At 42.4% G+C, this 6650-nt stretch carries 2 protein-coding genes and 2 pseudogenes; all 4 read right to left on the minus strand.

What is annotated here, in order from left to right; translation table 11 throughout:
* Positions 1–154: 154 nt before the first annotated feature.
* A complete protein-coding gene (locus RMY31_RS19660; RefSeq protein ID WP_322666977.1) occupies positions 155–2743 on the minus strand; it encodes a TonB-dependent siderophore receptor in 2589 nt (862 codons plus the stop codon).
* A 119-nt stretch (positions 2744–2862) separates the two neighbouring features.
* Positions 2863–3882: an AraC family transcriptional regulator gene (locus tag RMY31_RS19665; RefSeq protein ID WP_322666979.1), complete on the minus strand. Its 1020-nt coding sequence runs from the start codon at positions 3880–3882 to the stop codon at positions 2863–2865.
* Between the two features lie 769 nt (positions 3883–4651).
* Positions 4652–4933 (minus strand): annotated as a pseudogene (locus RMY31_RS19670) (ISAs1 family transposase); the annotation flags it as partial.
* A 32-nt stretch (positions 4934–4965) separates the two neighbouring features.
* Positions 4966–6431, minus strand: a pseudogene (locus tag RMY31_RS19675) (ISKra4 family transposase); the annotation flags it as partial.
* Between the last annotated feature and the right edge of the window lie 219 nt (positions 6432–6650).

A 6650-nucleotide genomic window follows, 5' to 3' on the forward strand; every position in this document is an offset into this window, starting at 1 on the left:
GCACAGCAACCTTTCTTATTGAAGTACCACCCTTTTCGTAAGTATTTACTATTTTTTCTCGTAAATCGATTGAGTATGCTTTCATTTTAAGTCTTGATGCACCAATACTATGTGTACCTCATTTACCTCGGAAGTGCTGTAACAAGAAGATATCCTAAAACTCCCACGAAATTGTTCCCTGTACCGTGAACGGTTCGCCCGCAAAAAGCCGCGCCCTATTTGCGGCAGACTCAAAATAGTCCACGTCAAATATATTTCTGAAATTGATCTGCGCTCGGAATCTATCTCGCCTGTAGAACAGAGCAGCATCCGTACGAAAATAGCTCGGCACAGTAAATGTGTTGCCTAAATCTCCCTGGCGATCGCCCACAAAAAAGAATCCTGCACCAACCCCAAAGCCTTGCAATGAACCTTGCTGAATTTCGTAGGTTGTCCACAGGTTAAAGGTATGTTCTGGCGCGTTATTCACCCGGTTATCTACCGCAAACGTGTTGTCTTTAGTAATACGAGCATCATTATAAGCATAGCCCGCAAAGATGCCCCATCCCGGTAAGATTTCGCCTGCCAGACTCAGTTCAATGCCTCGGCTGCGTTGTTCGCCCGTTTGGATGGAAAAGCCTGGTGGTACGCCTGGTCTATTGTCAGCCGTTGTGACATTGGAGCGAATGATGTCGTAGAAGGCAAGAGTTGCAGATAGCTGATTATTTAAATCTGCTTTAACCCCGACTTCATATTGCGTGCCGCGTTCTGGTTGAAATGAGTTGTCACCGAAAGCAATTCCTGTCACTGGACTGAACGAGCGAGTATAGCTGGCGTAGAGCGAAATTGGCGTAATAGGTTGATAGACAATACCAAAACGGGGACTGAAGGCATTATCAGATTGTTCTAGTTCTGTATTAGCGACAAGATTCTCTGTGGTTTGCTTGAAGGTATCAAACCGAACACCCAACAGCACTTTGAGATTTTCCACCAGCTTGATTTGATCTTGTATATAAATACCCAGTGAATCTGTTTTGGTGGCATCACTTGCCCTACTCAGAGAACCAACTGTGCTGTTGTATACAGGATTAAACAGATCAAGTGGCGCAGCAGTACCCCGAAAACTTTGGTCTGTCGTTCTGTCAAAACTGAGGGTAGTGCCGATTAGTAACTGATGTTCAATTGAGCCAGTTGAAAATTTACCAGCCAAATCAACAGACAAGTCATAGGAATCGGACTCCAATCTTCTGTCTTTAATGGCCAGACGGTTGACGATTCGATTATTGGACGCGAGGCTAGTGGGGAGATAGAGTTCTTGCTCGTTACGCTCAAACACTGCTCGAAAGGCGTTTTGTAATGACCAGTTGTCACTAAATTGATGCTCAAATCTGTATCCAACCCTACCAAGTGTCAGCTCATTAAAAGCGGAAGGTTCATTGACATTGCGGTTGCGCGGTATCTTCCCATTCTGGTTAGGAAGCACAGTACCATCGGCTGGAATACCCAAGTTAGTTGAGTTAGTCGTAGAATCGATGTACTCTCCTTCCAGAGTCAACTTTGTCTTCTCGCCGATTGCCAAACTTACAACGGGAGCAACGAGTAGATATTCGTTTTCAAGAAAATCTACAAAACTGCCTGCATTTTTGTAAGCAGCGTTTAGTCGATACAAAACGCTTCCAGAGTCATTCAATGGCCCAGACAGATCGACTGCGCTACGGTAGAAGTCATAGCTGCCAATCGTGGCATCAACAGTATAGAAGGGGTCGCTTAGGGGCTGTTTGGTAATCAAGTTGACTGTGCCACCGGGAAGTCCTCGACCAAACAGAACTGAAGCCGGGCCTTTGAGGACTTCCACTCGCTCAATATTGGAGAAGTCAAATGTGGTTTGTGAAGGTTCTCTCAAACCATCCCTAAGATAATTTCCGGAGAAGGCACCAACAAGGAAGCCCCGGATGGACACATTAGCGGTTGGAAAGGATGGAGGAGTAAACACGTTCACACCGGGAACATTTCTAATGGCATCTTGCAGTTGGGTGATATTTTGATCGCGGATTACTTGTTGAGGTATCACCTGAATTGACTGAGGAATGTCACGCAAAGGGGTATCGATTTTAGTAGCCGTTGAGGAATCTCTTACACTGTATCCATCTTGTTCTCCTGTCACCACCAACTCAATTGGCTCATCATCTTCTGCTGATGCTTCTTGCTCCGGTTGGGTTTCACTAGTTGGCTGCTCTTGTTCTGGCGTTTGTGACGTTTGAGGTTGCTGTGGTGTGGAAACTACACTCGCCACCCCAAAGATCAGACCTTCGTCTGGACTGTCAAACAACTCTACGATTGGTAAACCCGCTTCACCCGTTACTGTCACCCGGATAGTATTGGCATCTAGATTAGTCGCCGTTATCTGGGTAATACCTTCAACTGGTTTTTGCGAACGGAATGTAAATGCGTCACCACTCTTGTTACGCAATTGTGCATTGGGAATGTCAACAATAAAGCTATTGCCAGCACTGCGATTCACCACTTGCAACTGTTGCCCAAGAGTTGTCTGTAAAATCACCTCCACACCTTTGTCAGTGGGATTGGCTTTGACTCCCGTCACCTGTACTACCGTTACACCAGGGTCTTGAGCCAGTAGTGCAGCACTTTGCTGAGGATGAATAATATCTTGAATGCGAGAGATATCCGAATCTGCTTGAGCAGGTTGAATTGTTATAATTGCGATCGCACCTACAGCGAAAAGAATGTGAGATTTTTGACCCATAGCTCTAGACACCAAAATCACGAAGTCCCCACAACAGTTGCAAGTAAATTTCAATAACTTTTAGGTAGAATAGTGCATTTTCTGATTTCAAGTGATCTCTACAGGGTCATTTGCGATCGCTAGCCGGACTTTTTTCGCCACTGTGCTTGATAATCGCTGGGATTGATGCCAAATTTTTTGCGGAATGCAGCAGCAAAGTAACCTCTATTGGCAAATCCAACAGCGTAAGACACCTGAGCTACATTCATCTGTCCTTCCATGAGGAATTGACAAGCTTTCTCTAAACGATAATCATGCAGATATCCAAACACTGTCGTACCCAAGAGTTGACGAAATCCCTGCTTGAGTTTGCGATCATTTAACTCGACTTGTCGTGCTAATTCAATCAATGAAGGTGGATTGGTAATATTTTGGAGTAAAATATCTCTGGCTTGATAGATGCGCTCAATATCGCCCTTCTTTATGTTAACCGACTGCTTGTAAGGTGTACCATCCTGAAACAGTTGAGCGAACTGTAAGGTGATTAATTCCAGTGTTTTAGCTTCTAAATAGGTGCGTCGCATGATTCCTTGAAAAGGACACTGAAGTATTTGCTGTAATGCTACTTGCATTGCCGGGGTCATTTTGCCAAGTGATTGATAAAATGAAGGCGGTTTGTCAGTTTCCAAGAATGGTTTGAGTAAGCTTGGTAAATATGCTTCCTGACCCTTACTCAATAATCTCAACAGCTGCGGTTCCAGGCGGATTCTGATATTGATATCTCTTCCCGCCATAAATTTTTCAATTTCTCGTGTTCCTGTTTCAAAAGAAAATAAATAACTTTCTCCAGGTTGTTCGCAAGCATCTTCATTCACACCAAAGATTTGCTCTCTCCATATCCCTGAACTCCGAAAAACCAGCGACACAGTGCGATAATTGCTATCGACCGAATCACAACCATGAATCTCTGGATTCTCAAAATTAAAGATTTCTATTCGGAGTCCCGGACAAAGTGAAGTCTCATGAAATCGACCTTTTTTAAGTGGATGCTGCCAGATCGAAACGCATTCAACATCATCATAATGGTAGGTAATCTTTCCAGTTTGTAAGCCCTCTTCCCAGATTTCATCCCACTGAACACTTGTATAAACTTTTGCCATTTTAGTTAATTAAGTTTATTGAGAAATTATCTCATATTGATTAACTTAATGTCGTGGAAAATAAGAAACACTTATACCCTGATTTCTCACAAAGAGATAAAAAAGGGGGGCAAAACTGCAAAAATGTTTATAGGATAAGCATTTCAGCAGTTATAAAGTATGATCCCCGCTTCAATGCGCTCTGTACCAAAACTATTCAGATTTGAACAGCCAAAATCGCCTTCATTTGTAGTAAATTTTCAGGGTGGGCAAGTAACATCCGATGCAGGATTCAACTTAATTGCGGAAATAGTAGAAAACTGCAAATCACGTCACAGTTTGCTCCCGTGTTTCCAAAATTACTGAAATGTAACCAGACTCAAAAGTTGTCAGGGTCTGTGGCAAATACTTTTTCCACGTCACAAATTAACGATTTAAGTGCTACTTATAACTCTTGCTGTGTAAGGATTTTGTATCTCATATATTGTCCCCATATAGGGAAAATATACGTGACATATTTAGTTTTATCAATTTGGCAGTATGTCATGCAGGGGAAACGCACCTTATTTCCTAACAAAAACTAATAAGGATTTCAAAATCATTTATATAAATGCAAAATTTGGCAAAAAGATAAATAGAACAAATCGATTATTTTGCTAACACGTAAATTAGCTTATCTCTAATGAAAGAACCTTGTCTAAGGATAAATTAGCTAACTATTCAGCCATGAACAAGTAAGCTTACCCCTAAAAATAAGTAACAATCATAACTAAATTATTGACAGGCTAGTTTACGCTAAAGCTAAAACTCTTTCTAAATATTTATTGTCCATTGCTGCCAAGAACTGTTTATTCTTGATTCCCCGTTTCACACGATTCTCTTTACCTAAAAGGTTAACTGCAATCTGCCGCAATATTGCAAAGTTTTCTGGAGCATTATCTTTCCTAATCCGACAGTCATCTTCTTTTAAAGCTACATCCAGTACCCAATGTAATGAATTTTCTATCCCCCAATGACTGCGAACACAATTAGCAAACTTTTTGGCATTACCTTCAAGATTACTAATAAAATGGGTGCGGCTCTTTTAGGAAGACAAAGAGGAAGTCAAACCAGCATTGCTGTTGGTGGTGGAGTAGTGGAACAAAGGGCTTGAGTGACACCCTTGAGCAAAGGAATGCCACCAAGATAAAGAGCCTGATGATGACGTTGACGCTCAAGCTGTAGATGAAAGCGCCAATAGTCATTCCAATCACCACTAACATAGAGAGAACGAAGACGTAAAACAGCCTCAGCACCTTCAAGACTCCATCGAGCGCCAGTAATGTCCATTCGGTCTTTGATGAGGTAACGACAAGCCCCCTCAATCACGCCAGTTGCAATGGGAAAACCAAAAGCCAAGTAATCATCGTATTTGAGAAAAGCACTATTATTGAGCAGATAGTTAGCGCATTGATCAACACTCAAACGTTGTTCGGGCTTCAGTTCACGTAAGGTAGCACTGCGACGCATAGCAGCAGCCACCAAGCTGGATTGACCTGACAAGATGCGGAATAATCGTTCACTCACCCAATCTTGGGCTTGTTTACTACTGGGAGAATAGAAGACAAAAGCTGCTTTCCACAAATACTCAATCACATGGATAATATCAAGAACAATGGTAAGTTTGATGTTGTGTTTTCCAGCTAATTGTTGGAGAAGACGTAATTGTGTCTTATTCCCATCAACTAATGCTACCCAGTTTTTTTGTTGATTTGGGTCACGGTGTAATGCCTCATCAAACGCCTCGGAAATTACTGTTTCTGGTTCTTTAACTAAAGAAGCCCAAACACGCTTTCCTTCAGGGCGAGGACGCAGGGTGTTCGGAAATTGCTTTGGGTTGATGATTTGTTGGGCTGTACGAATAAACGGTTTGATAGTATAAACAGCCGCTACTGTTGCCATCCGCTTTGAGTTGCGCTTTTCTCCCTTGCTCAATCGTTTTTCTAGTTTTTTTGTCCAGACATTGCTCGTTTTTGGGTGCTAGGGCGTAAATCTTCTCTACGCATCACTACACCCTTTCCATCGGCACTGATAACGATAATTTCTCCTGTCTGTTCTAATTGCTTTGATTGTGCTTGAAGGTATTCATAGAACTCATTAAAGTCTTTGGCACTGGTTTGCGCTAATTCTTCGACTTGCCGCTTGGGTACTTGCGCTGCTGTTGTTTTTTTGATGATTTCTACTGTAGAGTTAAACCCGTTTAAGGCTACTTCTGTGGCGACTCTTTGCCTGACTCCGTGTGAGTATTGTTCTGTTGGTAGGTTTAATTCTGCATCTAATGGACTGAGGCTGGTTATTTTTCTGCCACCGTAACCCATTCTTTTGACTGTGACTGTGCCAAATATTGTTGTTAGTTTCCGGAACAATTTCCGCTTATGGGTTCTTTTGGCTCCGTCACTACCGAAACAATCACTTTCTATCTCATCGTCGCTGCGCCTGTCTAAATAACCTTGTAGGAGTCGTCTTAATAGTTCGTTGCCGTTGACGAAGAGCTTGTTCTCTAATTCTCCATGCTCTAGACGGCATAGAGCCGAGATCCCTGCAAAAACGGAAATAGAGGCTGAAAAAGCTTGCTATATCTAGGTTTCAAAAATTGGCGTTGCTGAATCACGATATGAATTGTGCGATCGCCTTATCCTCGCGCTTTCTTCGCCCCCGCATCGGAATACAACGGTTTTTAAGATAAAAAACTAACAACCTAATCGATAGTTGCAGCATTTCTACTGACTTAGAATAACAAAAGGTTTTCC

The organism is Dendronalium sp. ChiSLP03b (genome assembly GCF_034531165.2).
Lineage (GTDB): Bacteria > Cyanobacteriota > Cyanobacteriia > Cyanobacteriales > Nostocaceae > Dendronalium > Dendronalium minutum.

Bases quoted from the DNA above. Each gene is read 5' to 3' on its own strand.
- RMY31_RS19660 (WP_322666977.1), bottom strand. From the start codon at position 2,743: ATGGGTCAAAAATCTCACATTCTTTTCGCTGTAGGTGCGATCGCAATT.
- RMY31_RS19665 (WP_322666979.1), bottom strand. From the start codon at position 3,882: ATGGCAAAAGTTTATACAAGTGTTCAGTGGGATGAAATCTGGGAAGAG.